The 577-nt window shown below is 37.8% G+C and carries 1 protein-coding gene; it reads left to right on the top strand.

The window, feature by feature from the left end; all coding sequences use genetic code 11:
* The first annotated feature begins 120 nt into the window (after positions 1-120).
* A complete protein-coding gene (locus EKL94_RS22255) occupies positions 121-552 on the top strand; it encodes an IS110 family transposase (RefSeq protein WP_221768002.1) in 432 nt (143 codons plus the stop codon).
* Positions 553-577: the final 25 nt, after the last annotated feature.

Here is a 577-nt window from a genome sequence, read left to right as displayed (position 1 = left end):
TTTTTATTACGAAGAGCTCCACACCTCCTCTATCAACAGCGTAGGATCGGCCGAAACGTCAGTTGTGTATAAGGGCCAGAGGCTGTTTATCCCTTTAATAACGTGTAAGGAGTTATCCCTATGGGATTAAAGATTGTTTATCCAATATGCTGTGGGATTGATGTCCACAAAACCTTTGTTGTTGCCTGTATTGCTTCTACCAACAAAGGTGTCACTACTTACAAACGCCATCGCTTTTCTACCTATACAAAAGGATTGAAAGAGCTGTCACAATGGCTTTGTGAAAATAACTGTAAGGATGTTTGTATGGAATCTACCGGGAAATACTGGATTCCCGTGTTTAATGTTCTAGAGGATTCCTGTAACATTACTCTTGCACATCCAAAATATGTTAAGGCTATCCGTGGTAAAAAAACTGATAAAAAAGATGCCAAATGGATTGCCGATTTATTTAAGCATGATCTAGTAGCTGGAAGCTTTATGCCACCGCTGGCTATCAGACAGCTTCGTGCCCTTTGGGTTTTTTTTTTTAATTTAAAAATTTTTTTTTGAGTGGAAAAAAATGTTTTCAAAAATT

It is taken from the genome of Stenotrophomonas maltophilia (assembly GCF_003970865.1).
In the GTDB taxonomy this organism is placed as follows: domain Bacteria; phylum Pseudomonadota; class Gammaproteobacteria; order Xanthomonadales; family Xanthomonadaceae; genus Stenotrophomonas; species Stenotrophomonas maltophilia_AR.
Note: the sequence above shows the minus strand (reverse complement) of the source record. Positions and strands in the feature narration are given on the sequence as shown.